This is a genomic window from Breznakiella homolactica, from assembly GCF_016616095.2.
Lineage (GTDB): Bacteria > Spirochaetota > Spirochaetia > Treponematales > Breznakiellaceae > Breznakiella > Breznakiella homolactica.
Map to the genome: position 1 here is coordinate 4,349,308 of NZ_CP067089.2, position 17,228 is coordinate 4,366,535.

The 17,228-nt window shown below is 53.1% G+C and carries 17 protein-coding genes; 12 read left to right on the forward strand and 5 right to left on the reverse strand.

What is annotated here, in order from left to right:
* The first annotated feature begins 13 nt into the window (after positions 1 to 13).
* The 12 genes from JFL75_RS19475 to JFL75_RS19530 all read left to right on the forward strand — a co-directional run bounded on the left by JFL75_RS19475 (position 14) and on the right by JFL75_RS19530 (position 11,441).
* On the forward strand, positions 14 to 1,264 hold the full coding sequence (locus JFL75_RS19475; protein ID WP_215628339.1) for an ABC transporter substrate-binding protein: 1,251 nt from the start codon (positions 14 to 16) through the stop codon (positions 1,262 to 1,264).
* Between the two features lie 54 nt (positions 1,265 to 1,318).
* Positions 1,319 to 2,206, forward strand: coding sequence for a carbohydrate ABC transporter permease (locus JFL75_RS19480; RefSeq protein WP_215628340.1), 888 nt, complete (start codon positions 1,319 to 1,321; stop codon positions 2,204 to 2,206).
* Complete coding sequence (locus tag JFL75_RS19485) at positions 2,203 to 3,063, forward strand: carbohydrate ABC transporter permease (protein ID WP_215628341.1); 861 nt, start codon at positions 2,203 to 2,205, stop codon at positions 3,061 to 3,063. The genes JFL75_RS19480 and JFL75_RS19485 overlap by 4 nt, the downstream gene beginning before the upstream one ends.
* A gap of 46 nt (positions 3,064 to 3,109) precedes the next feature.
* Positions 3,110 to 3,286 (forward strand): hypothetical protein, encoded by a 177-nt coding sequence (locus JFL75_RS19490; RefSeq protein WP_215628342.1) that lies wholly within the window; start codon positions 3,110 to 3,112, stop codon positions 3,284 to 3,286.
* A gap of 271 nt (positions 3,287 to 3,557) precedes the next feature.
* The gene (locus JFL75_RS19495) at positions 3,558 to 4,070 is read left to right on the forward strand and encodes an NADH-quinone oxidoreductase subunit NuoE family protein (RefSeq protein ID WP_215628343.1); all 513 of its coding nucleotides are present in this window, start codon (positions 3,558 to 3,560) and stop codon (positions 4,068 to 4,070) included.
* A 4-nt stretch (positions 4,071 to 4,074) separates the two neighbouring features.
* Entirely contained in the window at positions 4,075 to 4,635 is a 561-nt protein-coding gene (locus JFL75_RS19500; protein WP_215628344.1) for an ATP-binding protein, read from the forward strand.
* 93 nt (positions 4,636 to 4,728) lie between these two features.
* Complete coding sequence (locus tag JFL75_RS19505) at positions 4,729 to 5,127, forward strand: (2Fe-2S) ferredoxin domain-containing protein (protein WP_215628345.1); 399 nt, start codon at positions 4,729 to 4,731, stop codon at positions 5,125 to 5,127.
* A gap of 10 nt (positions 5,128 to 5,137) precedes the next feature.
* Positions 5,138 to 6,925, forward strand: coding sequence for an NADH-quinone oxidoreductase subunit NuoF (locus JFL75_RS19510; RefSeq protein ID WP_215628346.1), 1,788 nt, complete (start codon positions 5,138 to 5,140; stop codon positions 6,923 to 6,925).
* Between the two features lie 23 nt (positions 6,926 to 6,948).
* Positions 6,949 to 8,697 (forward strand): NADH-dependent [FeFe] hydrogenase, group A6, encoded by a 1,749-nt coding sequence (locus JFL75_RS19515; protein WP_215628347.1) that lies wholly within the window; start codon positions 6,949 to 6,951, stop codon positions 8,695 to 8,697.
* Positions 8,698 to 8,905: 208 nt separating this feature from the next.
* A complete protein-coding gene (locus JFL75_RS19520) occupies positions 8,906 to 10,201 on the forward strand; it encodes an NCS2 family permease (RefSeq protein ID WP_215628348.1) in 1,296 nt (431 codons plus the stop codon).
* A 37-nt stretch (positions 10,202 to 10,238) separates the two neighbouring features.
* Positions 10,239 to 10,793 (forward strand): GNAT family N-acetyltransferase, encoded by a 555-nt coding sequence (locus JFL75_RS19525; protein ID WP_215628349.1) that lies wholly within the window; start codon positions 10,239 to 10,241, stop codon positions 10,791 to 10,793.
* A 111-nt stretch (positions 10,794 to 10,904) separates the two neighbouring features.
* On the forward strand, positions 10,905 to 11,441 hold the full coding sequence (locus tag JFL75_RS19530; RefSeq protein ID WP_215628350.1) for a DinB family protein: 537 nt from the start codon (positions 10,905 to 10,907) through the stop codon (positions 11,439 to 11,441).
* Positions 11,442 to 11,512: 71 nt separating this feature from the next.
* Here the strand turns inward: JFL75_RS19530 and JFL75_RS19535 are convergent, their stop codons facing one another.
* From JFL75_RS19535 to JFL75_RS19555, 5 genes are all read right to left on the reverse strand, one after another.
* On the reverse strand, positions 11,513 to 12,139 hold the full coding sequence (locus JFL75_RS19535; protein WP_215628351.1) for a histidine phosphatase family protein: 627 nt from the start codon (positions 12,137 to 12,139) through the stop codon (positions 11,513 to 11,515).
* Positions 12,140 to 12,142: 3 nt separating this feature from the next.
* A complete protein-coding gene (locus JFL75_RS19540) occupies positions 12,143 to 13,234 on the reverse strand; it encodes an ABC transporter ATP-binding protein (RefSeq protein WP_215628352.1) in 1,092 nt (363 codons plus the stop codon).
* A 52-nt stretch (positions 13,235 to 13,286) separates the two neighbouring features.
* Complete coding sequence (locus JFL75_RS19545) at positions 13,287 to 14,975, reverse strand: ABC transporter permease (RefSeq protein WP_215628353.1); 1,689 nt, start codon at positions 14,973 to 14,975, stop codon at positions 13,287 to 13,289.
* An 81-nt stretch (positions 14,976 to 15,056) separates the two neighbouring features.
* A complete protein-coding gene (locus tag JFL75_RS19550) occupies positions 15,057 to 16,079 on the reverse strand; it encodes an ABC transporter substrate-binding protein (RefSeq protein ID WP_215628354.1) in 1,023 nt (340 codons plus the stop codon).
* A 116-nt stretch (positions 16,080 to 16,195) separates the two neighbouring features.
* Complete coding sequence (locus JFL75_RS19555) at positions 16,196 to 17,170, reverse strand: transketolase family protein (RefSeq protein WP_215628355.1); 975 nt, start codon at positions 17,168 to 17,170, stop codon at positions 16,196 to 16,198.
* Positions 17,171 to 17,228 lie beyond the last annotated feature (58 nt).

The following is a 17,228-nucleotide window of genomic DNA, read 5'->3' on the forward strand; positions in this document are numbered from 1 at the left end:
TTGGAGGAACTGTATGAAAAGGACAATTGGTGCGGCAGCGGCGCTTCTGCTTCTGGCCGTGGTTTTAATTGGCTGCGGAAAACCGAAGGACAACGCCGCGGCGTCGGGAGGAAAAATCAAGCTCCAGTATTGGACCTGGCTTTCAAACCAGGCCGCGGTGGAGGAGTTCAACAGCAGCCAGGACAAGTATGAAGTCGAACACGTTCAGATGGCCCATGGGGACATCATGAATAAACTCACCGTGGCGCTGTCCGCGAATGCCGGGGCTCCGGATATTTTTCAGATGACCCAGCGGCATTTTTCAAATTATACCACCACCGGAAAACTGTATGACATGACCGCCGCAGCCGCTGGCGTGATTTCCCAGTTCCCGGAGAGCCTTCAGGAACTGGTATCCCTGAACGGAAAAGTGTATGGCCTTGCCGCCGATATTTCGCCCGCGGTACTGTGGTACCGTACCGATATTTTTGAGAAATACGGAATCAAAACCATCGATACCTGGGACCAGTACAACGAAGCGGCGGCGGTGCTGAAAAAGGACGGTATCTATATCATGCCGATCTTCAACCCCGCCGGCGCCTGGGGAACAAACGCGATCGCCATGTTCCTGGGAACCCGGGGCGGCAATATTTTCACCGCCGACGGCAAAGTGATACAGAACAACCGGGAGCTCGAATTCGTACTCCAGTACTTCTACGATATGAACAAAAAAGGGTACGGTGAAAGCATCACCTTCTTTACCCCGGAATTCTGGGGGGAACTCAAGGCAGGAAAAATAGCGTCCTGGCCCATGAACATGGCCGAAGGGGCAAACATTAAAAAGAACATGCCCGAACTATCCGGCCAGTGGGGGATCATGGCCATTCCCCGGTGGAATGACAAAACCGAACAGCTCACCGGATTCTGGGGCGGAACGGTGCTTTCCGTTCCCGACCAGTCACCCCACAAGGAAGGTGCGGCGGAATTCGTTAAATGGCTCTGCGCCACCAACGAAGGCCAGCTCGCGGCCAGCAAAACCTGGAACGCCGTACCGGCGCTTCCCTCTGCCTATGAGAACAGTTTTTACACCCAGGGTGACCCCTATTTCAGCGGGGACAATGCCTACAGCAAGATCAACGATTCGACACCCTTCTATTATTACGACTGGTCCATTGTGGAGAAGGTTGTTGGGGAACAGCTCGATCTGATGTTTGCCGATAAGATAACCCCGGCGCAGGCCCGGGCCGCGATAGAAAAAAACATCGCAGCCGAAACGAAACGCTAGAACCTGTGTTTTTCCCGGTCCCCCTTCGGGGCCGGGAAAATTAAAGGACCCTATATGCTGAATATAAAAATCCGGCAGAAAGCTATTGCTCCCTATATTTTTCTTCTGCCGTTTGTACTGTTTTTCGCGCTTTTCCGGCTGTGGCCCATTGTCTGGTCGTTTATTATCAGTTTTTTTCAATACACCGGAAGCAGTACTTCTCAATTTATCGGCCTGCGGAATTACATTGATATTCTGAAAAACCGTACCTTTTGGCAGGCAACGGGCAACACCTTATATTTCGTAATTGTTTATAACTGCATCATGATCGCGGCGGCGGTTGCCCTGGCGGTAATCCTCAATTCACCCCTGGTAAAGGGGCGTAAACTGTTCCGCTCCATATATTTTATTCCCATCGCCATGTCACTGCCGGTGGTTGCCATTGTTTTTGATATGATCTTCGCCCGGAACATCGGATTTATCAGCGCTATTTTCGGGCTCTTCGGACAGAAATACGATCTCCGGTGGTTCAGTACTATCGGGCTTGCCATGTGGGGAATTATCATCATGCGCCTGTGGCGCGGTATCGGATATTACTGTGTATATTTTCTCGCGGGGCTCACGGGGATATCCCCCGAAATCTACGAATCCGCGAAAATTGACGGCGCGGGAAAAATGAAAACTTTCTTCTATATAACACTGCCGCTGCTCCGTCCCATGCTTATGTTTGTGGTTATCATGTCGACGATTTTATCGTTTCAGATATTTGATGAACCATGGATCATTGCCCAGGGCGGCCCCGCAAATTCAACATTGACCATGCAGATCTATCTGTACCAGACGAGTTTTCTTGAGGGAAATCTCGGCAAAGGTTCCGCGGTTTCGTACCTTATGACAATCCTGATGATGGGGGCTTCAATTCTTTACGTTAACCGCCTCGGCGAAAAGGAAACAGATCTATGAGCAGAACCCGCACAAGCAGTCCTAAAGACAGGATCGGGCTTCCCGTTAAAATCCTTCTGTACTTTTTTCTTGTTTTTATCGCGGTGGTGACCCTGATTCCTTTTTACTGGATGGCCGCCAATTCACTCAAGGCGGCGGGCGACTTTTATGCCCCGGTTACTTCTTTGTTCCCGGAACGGCCGATCATCGAGAATTACACCAAACTGCTGGGGACGACGAATTTCGGCCGGTGGCTTTTCAACAGCCTGTTCGTAAGTATCGCTTCCCTCATTCTCGGGCTCGGCATCTGTTCCATGGCGGGGTTCGCGTTTTCCGTGTATAAATTCAAAGGCAAAAAATTACTCTTCTGGACGGTACTCTCCTCGGTGGCTATACCGGAGATCGTTACGATAATTCCGGTTTTCAGTTTTATGGTGAATCTAAAAATGATCGATACCTATTCGTCATTGGTCCTGCCGTATTCGGTGAGTATGTTCGGTATTTTTCTGATGAAGCAGTATATCGGATCCAGCCTTCAGAGAGATCTGCTGGAAGCCGCCCGCATTGACGGAATCGGTGAGTTCGGTATCTTTTTCAGAATTGTTCTGCCGCTTATCAAGCCCGGGCTTGGGGTTTTGGGCATATCCCTGTGGCTTACCTCATGGAGCGGGTACTTCTGGCCCCTGATCATGCTGAAGTCCCGGGAGATGATGACGGTTCCCCTGGGCCTGGCAACCCTGTACGCCGACCCCTGGAACCTGGAATACGGTATGCTCATGGCGGGATCGCTTATTTCAACGATACCGATAATTGTTATCTTCCTGGCGGCCCAGGAACAGTTTATTTCCGGATTGACCGCCGGCGCTGTTAAGGGATAACAGACCATCGCCGCCGCCGGAGATCCCGGAAGCGGCGCTTGGCTGTATGCAGGCTTATGGTTCAGAACCTCTGGAAGGGGATTTCATTGAGGTTCCCCGGCCGGTGACCCAGGATGATGAGGTAATCCTGCCCACCCTGGAACTGTCCAGGAATAAACGGGTTCAGCGGCTTCTTTTGGCTGATTCCCGGCCGCCTCTTCGGGGCGCCGGCTTTTTTCAATAAAATAATTAATAGAGACCAGGGAATGAAGGCGATTTTTTCCCAGCGGGATTGACGCGTAAAAACCGGGTACGGATCGCGCCCCGGGACGCCGTATCCGGAACATTTCTCCGAAAAAATCTGTATTTTTAATTGTAAGCCTCATCTAACAATATATAAAATTATATAGATATAAAAATCGCAAAATACTACCTTGCCTAATTCCTTTAATAGATATAAAATAATGAGGAAAGTAATACGATACTTTTTTATCTATTTGACTATGGGGGTATTCATGGCAGCAGCTGGTGCAACACTCAGTCATGACGCCGGTTCCCAGGGAAATATCGATTTTCCCCAGGAACTTACAGCATTCATTGATGAATGGAAGGCAAAACCGGGCAGCCTCATCATGATTCTGCATAAAATCCAGGAAACATTCGGCTTTATTCCCCGCGCGGCGGCGGAAAAATTGGCCCTGGTTTCGGGGATTCCCTTGGCCCGGATCTACGGGGTAATTACCTTTTACCATTACTTTAAGACAACCAAACCGGGAAAACACCGGATTTCGGTCTGTCTGGGTACGGCCTGCTATCTCAAGGGCGGCCAGGATCTCATCGACGAGGCCCGGAGTATCCTCAGCCTTGCCGAAGACGGGGTTACCGAAGACGGTCTGTTCTCCATTGACCCGGTCCGGTGTGTCGGCTGCTGCGGCCTTGCCCCGGTTATCACCGTGGGCAACGATACCTACGGAAAGCTGACCAAGGATCAGCTTCCGGAGATTATCGCCAAATACCAGAACGGATAATCCCATGCATTTTTCGCTGAGCGATCTCGTTACCGACATTACCCAGAATGCCGCCGAATCGGGGGCGACCGAGGTAGAGGCGGAAATCCGGGAGACCCCGCAGGAATTCCGGTTTTTGGTCCGGGATAACGGCAAGGGGATGAGCCAGGAAGAACTGAAGCGAGCCATTGATCCCTTTGAGACCGACGGCGAAAAACACCCCAACCGGAGGGTTGGATTGGGAATTCCCTTCCTTATCCAGACAGCCTTCCAGTCCGGGGGAGGCTGGGACCTCAAATCCGAAAAAAACAAGGGTACCACCGTAACTGCCTGGTTCGACACTGCCAATGTCGATACTCCCCCGGTGGGGGATATCCCGGGTATGTTCCGGACCCTGCTTCTTTTCCCGGGACCCGGAGAGGTTATCCTCCGGCGTTTCTACGATGACGGAAAAAAACAGTTCGACTACGAAATCCGTAAATCCGAACTGGCCGACGCCCTCGGCGATCTGGAGGATGTGGGTTCCCTGGTGCTGCTCGACAAATACCTCCGTTCAATGGAGGAAGATGACGAGGAGACGGAGTAGGGAAGGGTTCGGAACCGCCGGGCGCAGCGTGTGCCGGCGGTCCCGCGGTTTATTGCAGAGAAACTGATAAAGGTGTTTTACGAGGAGTAACGTATGGCAAAGATGAGCTTGGAAGAACTCAGGAAACTCAGGGATTCCAAAAAAACCGACCTCAGGAAACGTGAGGCCGAAGGAAAGGAAATTCAGGTGATCGTCGGAATGGGGACCTGCGGCATCGCCGCCGGGGCAAAACAGACCCTGGACGCGTTTCTGAAAGCCCTGGATGAGGGCAATCTGGTGGATGACGTGCTGGTGCGCCAGACCGGATGCATGGGACTCTGCCATTCCGAACCTACGGTTGAAGTAATTGTACCGGGCATGCCCGCGGTTATTTACGGAAAAGTAGACGCCGCGGTGGCCAATGAGATTGTCAAAAAACACATAATCGGCCGGGAACTCCTGGATAACCATATCCTGGACAGACCTGCCGCCGACATAATGAACAGCAATTAAGGGGGAATTCATGGCCTATAACCACTACATCCTTGTCTGCGGCGGGACCGGGTGTGAATCGAACAAGGGAGATGAAATTTACCGGACCTTGATATCCGAGGCTGAAAAGCAGGGAGTCAAGGATCAGGTTCAGATTGTTAAAACCGGCTGTTTTGGTTTCTGCGAAAAGGGCCCTATCGTAAAGGTTCTTCCGGAGGATTCCTTTTATGTCGAAGTGCAGCCCAAGGACGCGCCGGAAATCATTGCCGAACAGATTGTAAAGGGCCGGGAAGTAAAACGGCTCCTCTACCAGGGGGATGGACCGAAAAGTTCCACCGCGGTGGAAGATATTGAATTCTACCAGAAACAGGTGCGGGTGGTGCTCCGGAACTGCGGCGTTATCAACCCCGAAAGCATCGATGAATACATTGCCCGGGAAGGCTATGTGGGACTTGAGAAGGTGCTTTTCCAGATGAAGGCCGAGGACGTCATCGAGGAACTGAAAGTCTCGGGGCTCCGGGGCCGGGGCGGCGCGGGATTCCCGACGTGGCTTAAGTGGGACCTGACCCGCAAGGAAACAAACCCGGTCAAGTACGTAGTCTGCAACGCCGACGAAGGCGATCCCGGCGCGTATATGGACCGTTCCACCATCGAAGGGGATCCCCATTCGATAATTGAAGCCATGACCATCTGCGGTAAAACCGTGGGCGCAAACCAGGGGTATGTGTATATCCGCGCGGAATACCCGCTGGCCATTGACCGGCTTAAGATCGCCCTGAACCAGGCCCGGGATTACGGGCTTCTGGGCAAAAACATACTCGAATCCGGATTCGATTTCGATATTGAAATCCGCCTCGGTGCCGGCGCGTTCGTCTGCGGTGAGGAAACCGCCCTGATAAAATCCCTGGAAGGCCAGCGGGGGATGCCTATTCCCAAGCCTCCCTTCCCGGCGGCGTCCGGGCTGTGGGGAAAACCCACTGTAATCAACAATGTTGAGACCTTCGCCAATATTCCGGTGGTTCTCACCAAGGGCGGCGAATGGCTCGCCAAGATCGGGACGGAAAAATCGAAGGGCACCAAGGTCTTCGCCCTGACCGGCAAAGTAAAAAACTCCGGTCTTGTGGAAGTTCCCATGGGAACCACCCTGCGGGACATTGTCTTTGATATCGGCGGCGGTATCAAGGATGGGAAGAAATTCAAAGGCGTCCAGACCGGCGGTCCCTCCGGGGGCATCCTCACCGAAAAAACCCTGGACACGCCCATCGATTACGAAAGCCTCACCTCGCTGGGATCCATGATGGGATCCGGCGGTATGATCGTCATGGATGAGGACGACTGCGTGGTGGACGTTTCCCGGTTCTATATGGAATTCTGCGTGGATGAATCCTGCGGAAAATGTTCTCCCTGCCGGATCGGCACTACCCAGATCAAGGATATTCTGGAGAAGATCTCCCGGGGCAACGGTGAAATGGAGGATCTGGCCAAACTCGAGGATATCGGAAAGGCCATGACCAAGGCGTCCCTGTGTATGCTCGGGGGCTCCGCCGCCAATCCCACTCTGTCAACGGTCAAGAATTTCAAAGATGAATACCTTGAGCACATTGTGGACAAGAAATGCCGGTCAGGAAAATGCAAGCACCTGGTCAGGTTCGAAATCGATGCGGAAAAATGCATCGGCTGCGGCCTCTGCGCGCGGCGCTGCCCCGTTACCTGCATCAGCGGGGAAAAACGGCAGCCCCATACGATAGATCAGTCGTTGTGCATCAAATGCGGCGAGTGTTTCAAAACCTGTAAATTCGGCGCCGTCCTCAAAAAGTAGGCGGAGACAAGGAGCATATAGTTATGGTAAATCTGAAAATAAACGGTATGCCAATCCAGGTTGAGGAAGGAACTTCCATATTGGATGCGGCGAAAAAGGTAAACATAAAGATTCCCACCCTCTGCTACAATCCGGATCTCCCGCCTTGGGCAGCCTGCGGAATCTGTATCGTCCGGATGGAAGGTTCCCCCAAGATGGTCCGGGCCTGTACGACCCCGGTTTCCGAGAACATGAGCGTCATAACCCATGACCCGGAAATTATTGCGGTCCGCCGGACCGTGGTGGAACTGATCCTCTCGAACCATCCCAACGACTGCCTCCAGTGTCCCCGGAACGGGAACTGCGAACTCCAGACCCTGGCCGCGGAATTCGGTATCCGGGAAGTTCCCTTTGCCAATATTTCAAAGGATCTTCCCATCGACGATTCCAATCCGTCCATTATCCTCAATCCGGAAAAATGCGTCCGCTGCGGACGGTGCGTCAAGGTCTGCCAGGATATGCAGAATGTCTGGGCCATCGAGTTCCTCGGCAGAGGTATCAACGGCCGGATCGCTCCCGCCGCTGATGTTCCCCTGGGGGACAGCCCGTGTATCAAGTGCGGCCAGTGCGCTGCCCACTGTCCGGTGGGCGCAATCTACGAACGGGACGATACCCGCAAGGTATGGTCGGCCCTCCAGAATGAAGAGATCCATCCCGTGGTTCAGATCGCTCCGGCGGTCCGGATCGCCCTGGGCGAGGAATTCGGCCTGGAGCCGGGAACCCTGGTCACTAAAAAGATTTACGCGGCTCTGCGCCGCCTGGGATTCAAAACTATTTTCGACACCAACTTCTCCGCGGATCTTACGATCATGGAGGAGGGGACCGAACTGATCCAGCGGCTTACCAAAGGAACCGGGGAAATTCCTCTGATTACCAGCTGCTGTCCGGCCTGGGTCGATTATATGGAAAAATATTATTCCGATATGATTCCCAATTTCTCCACCGCAAAATCGCCCCAGCAGATGATGGGCGCCATGATCAAGAGCTACTGGGCTGAGAAAGCCGGGGTGGATCCCAAAAAGGTTTACTCCGTATCGATAATGCCCTGTACGGCGAAAAAATGGGAAACCGACCGGAACAGCGATATGCAGTCCGCCGGGTTCGGCAAGGATGTGGACATTTCCATCACTACCCGAGAACTTGCCCGGATGATCAAGCAGGCCGGTATCGACATCATGAGTCTCCCCGATGAGGAAGCGGACAGCCCCATGGGACCTTACACCGGTGCGGGCACCATCTTCGGCGCCACCGGCGGGGTTATGGAAGCCGCCGTACGGACGGCCCATTTCCTGGTGACCGGCAAGGAACTGGGGGATGTAAACTTCATGCCCGCCCGGGGCCTCGAAGGCGTCAAGGAAGCGGAAATTGACCTGAACGGGACGAAAATCCGTATCGCGGTGGCCCACCAGATGGGCAATATCGCGGCGGTACTGGATAAAATCCGGAACGCCCGGGCGGAAGGCAAAGAAACGCCCTACCACTTTGTGGAAGTTATGGCCTGCCGGGGCGGCTGCATCGGCGGCGGCGGGCAGCCCTACGGCTGCACCGATGAGATCCGTTCCAAACGAATGGCCGGTATCTACAACGACGATGTAAAATCGACCTACCGGTGTTCCCACCAGAATCCCTACATCAAGCAGGTGTACGATGATTTCCTGGGAGAGCCCAACGGCCACAAAGCCCATGAGCTGCTTCATACCCATTATGAAGCGCGGCCGCTGTACATGAAATAACACATCTCCGCCGGACCGCGGCGGGGAAGGATGGGGTGCCCAGGGGAAACCGGACAATACCGGCCTCCGGGGCACCCTTTTTTATGCCGCCGGATCCCGCCGCGGCTGAACTATTCCGGCGGTTTCTTTCGGTATTTGACTGCGTTCTCTTGTATAGTAATCGTAAAAAAATGTAGTATTTTCTATGTCTATATACTAGGAGGACATTGTGGAAAAACTATTCAAGCTTGCGGAACACGGCACCACCGTACGCAGAGAGATACTTGCCGGTCTTACCACGTTTCTGACCATGGCGTATATCCTCGCGGTTAATCCGGCTATGCTGGGCAGTATCGGCAACGGGATGACCCCCGGTGCGGTTTTTACCGCCACCGTGGTCGCGTCGATTATCGCAACTCTTATTATGGGCTTCGCGGCGAATCTCCCTATTGCCCTGGCTCCCGGTATGGGACTCAACGCTTTTTTTACCTATACGGTAGTTTTCGGCATGGGATATTCCTGGCAGCTGGCACTTACCGCGGTATTCCTTGAAGGCCTGGTTTTTGTGGTTCTTTCCCTGTTTAATGTCCGGGAATCCATTGTTAAGGCTATTCCGGCAAGCCTTAAAAAAGCCGTTGCCGTGGGTATCGGTCTTTTTATCGCATTGATAGGGCTTAAAAACGCCGGAATTATTGTCGGCGATGCGGCGACCCTGGTTGCCCTGGGGGACGTTACCTCCGGAAGCGCCCTTGTGGGAGTAATCGGCCTGGTTATCACCGCCGCGCTTTTTGTGAACAAAGTTCCCGGAGCCATTCTCATCGGAATCCTCGCAACCACCTTGGTTGGCATCCCCTTCCGGGTTACGGCCATCCCCGAAGGTTTTGCTCCCTTCAGTCTGCCTTCGGCTCCGCTGCTTTTTCATTTTGATTTTTCTTCAATTCTTTCTCTCAAATTTCTGACGGTTCTGTTTACGTTCCTTTTTGTGGATATCTTTGATACCGTGGGAACCCTGGTAGGGGTAACTACCCAGGCGGGGCTGACCGATAAAAACGGGGATATTCCCCGGGTTAAACAGGCTTTTCTCGCCGATGCGGTGGGGACCGTCGCGGGCGCGGCCCTGGGGACTTCCACAGTGACAAGCTACATAGAAAGCGCTTCCGGTGTGGCCGCCGGGGGACGGACCGGCCTTACGTCTTTGTCCACGGCGTTTTTCTTTTTCCTGGCGCTCTTTCTTTCACCCCTGTTCCTGCTCATTCCCGGGGCCGCTACCGCGCCGGCTCTTGTGATGGTTGGCTTCCTTATGATGCGTTCCGTCACGGAGATCAATTTTTCCGACCCCACCGAAGGGATACCGGCATTTATGGCGATTATTATGATGCCCTTTGCCTACAGTATCGCCGAAGGCATTGTATATGGAGTGCTCTCTTATGTAGTTCTCAAAGCCGTTACGGGGAAATTCATGGAGATTTCGCTCTTAACATGGATACTCTTCGGGGTGTTTATACTTCGTTTTTTTATTTCCTGAATTTGACGCAGGAAACATAAAAAATTAAAATCGTTGTATGATTACTTTACGGCATGCCCGTCCGGATGAAAAACGGAAGGCCTACGAATGGCTCTGTCATTCGGATATTACCGCGTCCTGTATGGGACCTCCCGATTTTCCCGGACAGCCTGTTCCCGACTGGGAACAGTTCCAGGAGGATTTTCAGGATTTCTACTTTTCCAAGGAAGGGCGGGATAAAGGTTCCGTAATGGTGATTGAGCATAACGGTGACGAAATAGGCTGTGTGTGCTACGCCTGTTACCACGTAAAAAACCGCAAAGCGGAAATTGACATCTGGATGCGGTCCTCGGAATACTGCGGCAAGGGGTATGGTTCCCGGTCGATTAAGATGCTGATGGAATATCTCCGTGACGCCCGGGGACTTCACCAGTTTATTATCCGCCCCTCGGAGCGGAATACCCGGGCAATCCGGGCGTATGAAAAAGCGGGATTCCGGCGGCCGCCGGATAAAAACGCCGCCGTCCGCAGATTTCTTAAAGAAGAATACTTAGAGGAACTGGGCCCCGGCGATTACGGCCCGGATGAAACCGCGGTCCTGATCCTGGAATGACGGCGCCGCCTTTTTAAAGGGACTTTCGCTTGAATTTCCCCGGTACTGTAATATACTTGAGGAAGGTTTTAAATACTGCATTCCTAATTTAACAAATTTCAGGAGGAAAAAATGAAAGACACTCTGTTGATGTTCGCAAAGGACAACAAAGAAACCAACAAAACCGTATTTGATCTGCTGGATAAACTTTCCAATGAGGACCGGGAAAAAGACCGGGGAAGCCATTACGGCAGTCTGTCCGGCCTGCTCCGGCATATTCTGGGCGGGACAATATACTTTCAAGGGATGTTCAAATCTTCCCTTAAAGGGACCATGGCTGATCCCAAAGCTCTGTCAAAAATAGATATGATCTCTTTTCCCGACGCCCAGCTCAGCGCGGATCAGTGGAAAAGCCTGGCGGGCCATCTGGAAGCCGCCGATCAGGCTACCATCAGTTTTATTGAAGGACTGAATGAAGACGATTTTCAGCTTCCCATTAATATTGACTGGTACGAAGGCAGTCCCGCCACGGTGCCCCTGTTTTTCCTGCTCAATCAGCTTATGGTCCACCATATCCACCACCGGGGGCAGATTTCCCAGATCCTGGATGAGATGAAAGTCGATAATGATTTCTCGGGGATCAATATTAATTTTCTGCCGGAGCCGTAAACAGCGGACCCGAAAGAATAAGTCTCTGACGAAAAAGGCCGGTTTTAGAACCGGCCTTTTTTGTCCCCCTGTCAGGGATTGTGGGTAAAATCCCTGCTGTTGCCGAGGAACAGCGACTCTATCGCGTGTTTGTTTCCGAGACCGGTAAAATCAACCTTCCATATTTCACCGTTGTTGGGAAACGCTTTTGGGTACCCGGGGAGTGTGTTTTCCAGGGCTCCGCGGATAAGCCGGAATACCACCGCATGGGTTACGATGAGGTAATTCTTATTGTTCCCCGCGTCACCATTGAATTCCGAAAGGAAATTACATACCCTTTGGGCGATCATTTCATAGGACTCACCGCCGCCCCGGGGAACCCAGTTCCACCGGTCCATAGGGTCCTGCCGGTAATCGGGTTCGGATTTTACTTCGTCGTAGGTCATGCCGGAGAAGATGCCCAGATGCTGCTCCGCCAGGCGTATATCCTGTCCGACGGGAAGCCCATACCGTCTGCCAAAGGGTTCCGCTGTCTGGACGGCCCGGAGCAGAGGCGATGAAATGATCCTGTCCAGGCCGGTAATTTCCCTGAACTGGGAAGCAATCAGCTCCGCCTCCCGTTTCCCTTCTTCGGTGAGAGGGAAGGGGAGCTGGCTTGCCAGGATCCGTTTGCTGTTTGCTTCGCTTTCGGCGTGGCGGATAAAATACAGAACGGCCATTGTTTACCGGGGAATGATGTGGGCGCTTACCGGATCAAATGACACGGACACCCGGTCTCCTTCCTTGTAAAAACCTTCCTGGATAGGATTGTGGGAAACCGCGACAACGGGTTTATCCCTGCCTTCAACGGAAAGCTCATACTCCATGGTTGCCCCCAGATATACCGCCTGGGATACGGCGGCGCTGAAGAACGTATGGGCTGTTTTATCAGAGGAAAGTTTCAGACCCTCGGGGCGGATAACGATATACGCTTTATCGCCTTTTTTAAGATCCTTCTGCCAGCTCGGGTAGTTCCGGTCGGTTCCGTCAACCGCGACTGTAATTGATTCAGCCCCGATCTCAGTAACGTCGGCTTCGATAAAATTTGCCCTTCCGATAAAGTCCGCCACAAAATAATTCTGCGGCCGGGAATAAATTTCAAAGGGCGTCCCGATCTGCTGGATAACCCCTTTGTCCATAACCATAATCCGGTCGCTGACGGTCATGGCTTCGCTCTGGTCGTGGGTAACATAGATGCTGGTGATGCCGAACTGTTTCTGGATTCTGCGGATTTCCGTACGCATGTGCTCCCTGAGTTTCGCGTCCAGGTTTGAAAGGGGTTCGTCAAAAAGAAGCACCTTGGGTTTGTTGACAATGGCCCGCGCCAGGGCAACCCGCTGCTGCTGGCCGCCGGAGAGCTGGCTGGGCTGACGGTTTCCCAGAGTAGTAAGTCCCATGGTTTCCATTATTTTGTCGGTTTCTTCTTTTATTACGTTTTTTTTCATGCCCTTGAGTTCCAGGCCGAATCCGATATTCTGCCGTACCGACAGGTGCGGGAAAATCGCGTAGGACTGGAAGACCATGGAGGTATCACGCTTGTTGGCGGGAAGGTCGTTGACCAGCTCCCCGCCGATAAACACGTCTCCGGCGGTCTGGTTTTCGAAACCGCTGATAATCCTGAGGGTGGTGGTTTTGCCGCACCCCGAGGGCCCGAGGAAGGTCACCATTTCACCGTCCAGAATCTTGATATTCACATTGTTGACGGCGGTGAATTCCTTATCCTTATTGTCATGGTCCGTAAAAACCTTGGTTACATTGACTAATTCTACGCTCATAGGTCTGCTCCTTGTTTATGGGCGGTACCGGAAAATCCGGGATGTTTCGCTGCTATTGGGTCAGTATGGAACTGGTTGTCTTGTACTTAACCCGGAGTATGAATTTGATTACTGCCATGGCTACCAGGATAATAGCTACCAGGATGACGCTGAATGCCGCCGCCGCTCCGATACGGCCGCTTTCAACCTGGCTCATGATCTGGACGGTCATGAAATTCCACCGGGCGGAAACCAGAAAGATGGCGGCGCTGATAGCGGTCATACCGCGGACAAAGGCGAAAATCAGTCCGCTGAAGAACGCCGGAATCATCAGGGGCAGGGTGATTTTCCTAAATGTGGTATTGCTGTCCGCCCCCAGGTCCACCGCCGCTTCCTCGATACTGGGGTCGATCTGTTTCAGCACCGCGACACCGCCTTGTATACCTACCGGTATGTAGCGGAAGATAAAGTTGAGCAGCAGAATCGCCAGGGTTCCGGTTAGGTAAAACGGCGCCGAGTTAAACGCCAGAATGTAGCCGATACCGATTACCGTACCGGGGACGGCGAAACTGAGCATGCTGGTAAATTCCATGTACCTGCGGCCGATAAACTGTTTGCGCACCACCAGGAACGCGATGACCATACCCAGGATTCCGCTGATCGGCGTTGAAAGACCCGCGATCACCAGGGTATCAAGCACCGCTTTGAACCCGACTTTGAATACGTACTGGAAATTGTTCAGAGTCAGGGAATTGTCATTCCCCCAGGTTTTCGCGAAAGCGCCCCAGAGAATAGTAACATACACCAGAAGCACCAGGGCCGCTATGAGGCTAACCACCACAAAAATGGCCCACCGGGCTCCGGGACTTACCACTTTGTTGCTGGAAGCCGTGGGTTTTCCCGTGACCGTAATATACTGTTTTTTGCTGACCCAGTATTTCTGGAGCAGGTATGCCGTCATGGACGGTATGAGCAGCACAAATGCCAGGGCAGCGCCCTTGGGCAGGTTGTACATACCCGTGATTTCCAGGTACGCCTGGACGGACAGAATCGGAAAATTGCTCCCCGCCAGTATGAGGGGATTGCCGAAATCCGCCAGGGATTCAACAAACAGAATCAGAATGGATGACGCGATTCCGGGAACCGCCAGGGGCAGGGTAACCTTAAAGAAAATCTTCAGCCGGTTGCCCCCGAGATCCATGGCCGCGTCCTCCAGGGTCGGGTTGATGGATTCCAGAACCCCCCGCATGGTTATGTATCCCACCGGGAAAAAGGTCAGGACCTGGGCAAAGAGCAGTCCCTTGAATCCGTATACATTGGCCTGCCGGAGGCCGAGCAGGGTTGAGGAAATCAGCCCGTTGTTGCCGAAGAGCATAATAATAGCCAGGGCGCCGATAAAGGGCGGGCTTATGATAGGAATTGTCGCAATAATATTGAAAAATCTTTTTCCGGGAATATCCGCCCTCACCAGGGCATAGGCGAAAATAAAGCCCACCAAAGTTCCCAGAACCGCCGTAAGAGCTCCCATCATCAGGGAATTCCACAATGCCTGGCGGTAATACCAGAAACTGAAGGCTTCCTTAAAATTAATCAGGGAAAATTTCCCGCCGGACTGGAAACTGACAATACAAATCCGGATCAGGGGATACACAATAAAAAGGGTAAGACTTGCGATAAGCAGGATTATAACAATCAGCAGCAAGGGGTCCTTGCTCAGTTTCTTAAGATCCCGCAGGGCTCCGTTAAATTTCAGGTGTTTCATGCTGCCTCTCTCTGCATTGCGGTCAAGAAAAAAGCCGGAAAAGCTCCGCTCCGGGAGCGGTGCTTCTCCGGCGGTCCGTTGTTACCTGGCGGTCAGTACCTGGTTGACCCAGCGTTCTACCAGCCGGTTGGTGTTTTCGGCGTAATAATCCGTGTCATAGGAAATAACCTTCAGGCTGCTGAAGGGGGGCATTCCGGGGCCGAGCTTCGCTTCGGGAATAACCGGATAGAAGAAGGTGTTCTTGTCGCTCAGCGAATCCTGACCCTGTTTGCTTACGAGCCAGTCCACGAAAATCTGGGCGGCTTCGAGGTTTTTTACACCCTTGAGGATGGATACCGCGGGGGCTTCAAAACCGACGCCTTCGCTGGGGAATACCACTTCCACGGGGTAGTCCTGTTCAATAAAGCTGAAGAACGCGGGGGTAAACTGAATCCCGATGGCGCAGTCGCCCACGCCCACACCCTTTGAGGGGCCGGTACCGGAGGATGTATAGGTCTGGATATTCCGGTTGAGTTTCGCCATGTAATCAAACGCGGCGTCTTCGCCCATCATTTCCACCAGGGCGTACACCATGACTTTGGCGGTTCCCGCACTCTGGGGCGTCGGCGCCTGGATGATTCCTTTATATTCGGGTTTGAGCAGATCCGCCCAGGATGTGGGCATGGGTGCTCCCGCCCGGGCGAGGGCGTTGGTGTTGACACCGAAGCAGAGGGGGTTCATGTAAAAACAGCGCCAATAGCCGTCGGGGTCTTTGAAAATACCGTCCAGGTGGTCATAGGCCGCGCTTTTGTAGGCAATGGTCAGCCCCTGGTCCTTGGCGGAAATATGGTTGTCGCTGGGAGCGCCCAGCCAGATATCGGCCTGGGGCCGGCCGGCTTCGGCCTGGATCCGCGCCAGGGCGGGGCCGGAAGACAGGTGCACCGATTGTACCTTGATTCCCGTATCGGCAGTAAAAGCCTCAAGTATTTTCTGGGTGTTTTCTTCATCAACGCTCGCGTAAACCACTAATTCCTTAGCGGATGAAGAACCGTCTTTCCCGCCGCCGGCAAAAGCCGGAACCAGAAGCAGGGAGCATAATACCGCTCCAAGTAACAGTTTTTTCATGGTAACCTCCAATATAATTACCGGACCAGCGTACGGACCGGCAAAAGTACTTTTCTATAAGTATAGGCGGTAATACCGGGTGTCCGCCAACGGGAACCGTCCCGGACTGATATGTATCATATCCGGCTGCCGGCCTGCACTTTTTCCGAAACGAGTTTCTTCGCCGCTTCCGTAATATGGGCAGCGTCCATACCGTAGGTTTCCAGAATGTACGGAACGGTTCCTGTCTGTCCAAGGACATCCCTGAATCCGATCCGGCCGAAGGGAACGGCCAGCCGTTCCTCAGCCAGGACTTCCGCCACTGCGGAACCCAGGCCATTGAGAATATTGTGGTTCTCCGCGGTCAGCACGGCTCCGGTTTCCCGGGCCGCGCTAATTACCGCCTCCCGGTCCAGGGGTTTGATCGTGAACATATCCAGTACCCTGGCGCTGATACCCAGCTGTTCCAGCCGGTCCGCGGCTTTCAGCGCTTCCGGCACCATGATGGCGCCTTCGGCAATAATGGTGATGTCCGTTCCCGGCCGGGCAATATGGGCTTTGCCCAGGGTAAAGTTTGTGCCCGCTTCGTATACCACGATGCTGCTTTTCCTCACCAACCGGATATAGAACATGCCATAGGTTTCTATTATCCCGGGAAGAATGCTTTCCAGCATAGTCTCGTCCGTAGGGCTTACAATGGTGATATCCGGCATGGACCGCATGATTCCCGTGTCTTCCAGGGCCATGTGGGTGCCGCCGTTGGCGGAATTGGCCGCCCCGGGATCGGTTCCCAGGATTTTTATATTCTGCTCCGCGTATACACCGGACATAAATACCTGATCGGTCATACGGCGGCTGGCAAAACTGGCGAAGGAATGGATCACCGGGATGAGCCCCATGGAGGACAGCCCCCCGGCGGCTCCGGCCATATTGGCTTCCTGGATACCGCAGTTGAAAGTCCTTCCGGGAAATTCCTTATTAAAGGCCGCCAGTCCCGACGCGTTCAGCAGATCGGAATCCAGCACCACAATCCTGCTGTCCTTTTTCGCTAAATCTATTAAAATCCTGCTGTTCGCGTCCCGCAGTGCGGCGGTACTTGTTTTAAACTGCATCTTCGATTCTCCGTTCTATTCCTTAGAAATACTTACAATCGGAAATAGTCAAATAATT